This window comes from Staphylococcus sp. HMSC035D11, assembly GCF_001836075.1.
Classification (GTDB): Bacteria; Bacillota; Bacilli; order Staphylococcales; family Staphylococcaceae; genus Staphylococcus; species Staphylococcus hominis.
Window position 1 is genome coordinate 1 of the sequence record NZ_KV827273.1, and the last position, 453, is coordinate 453.

At 50.8% G+C, this 453-nt stretch carries 4 tRNA genes; all 4 read left to right on the plus strand.

The annotated features are described in order from the left end of the window. Positions 1–50: 50 nt before the first annotated feature. The 4 genes from HMPREF2647_RS08445 to HMPREF2647_RS08460 all read left to right on the plus strand — a co-directional run bounded on the left by HMPREF2647_RS08445 (position 51) and on the right by HMPREF2647_RS08460 (position 406). Positions 51–125, plus strand: a tRNA-Gly gene (locus HMPREF2647_RS08445). Positions 126–132: 7 nt separating this feature from the next. Beyond that, positions 133–221, plus strand: a tRNA-Leu gene (locus HMPREF2647_RS08450). An 11-nt stretch (positions 222–232) separates the two neighbouring features. Further along, positions 233–309 (plus strand) — tRNA-Arg (locus HMPREF2647_RS08455). A gap of 23 nt (positions 310–332) precedes the next feature. Beyond that, positions 333–406 (plus strand) — tRNA-Pro (locus HMPREF2647_RS08460). The last annotated feature ends 47 nt before the right edge of the window (positions 407–453 follow it).

Sequence of the window (453 nt, forward strand, 5' to 3'; positions counted from 1 at the left end):
GAGGGTCAGAGGTTCGAATCCTCTATGGCTCATACGATTTATTTTAATATGCGGAAGTAGTTCAGTGGTAGAACACCACCTTGCCAAGGTGGGGGTCGCGGGTTCGAATCCCGTCTTCCGCTCCATTATTTTGCCGGGGTGGCGGAACTGGCAGACGCACAGGACTTAAAATCCTGCGGTGAGAGATCACCGTACCGGTTCGATTCCGGTCCTCGGCACCAATTTAAATATAGCGCCCGTAGCTCAACTGGATAGAGCGTTTGACTACGGATCAAGAGGTTATGGGTTCGACTCCTATCGGGCGCGCCATTTAAAATTATCAATTTAATATACGGGAAGTAGCTCAGCTTGGTAGAGCACTTGGTTTGGGACCAAGGGGTCGCAGGTTCGAATCCTGTCTTCCCGACTTCTTTAAAAATATGGGGGCTTAGCTCAGCTGGGAGAGCGCCTGCT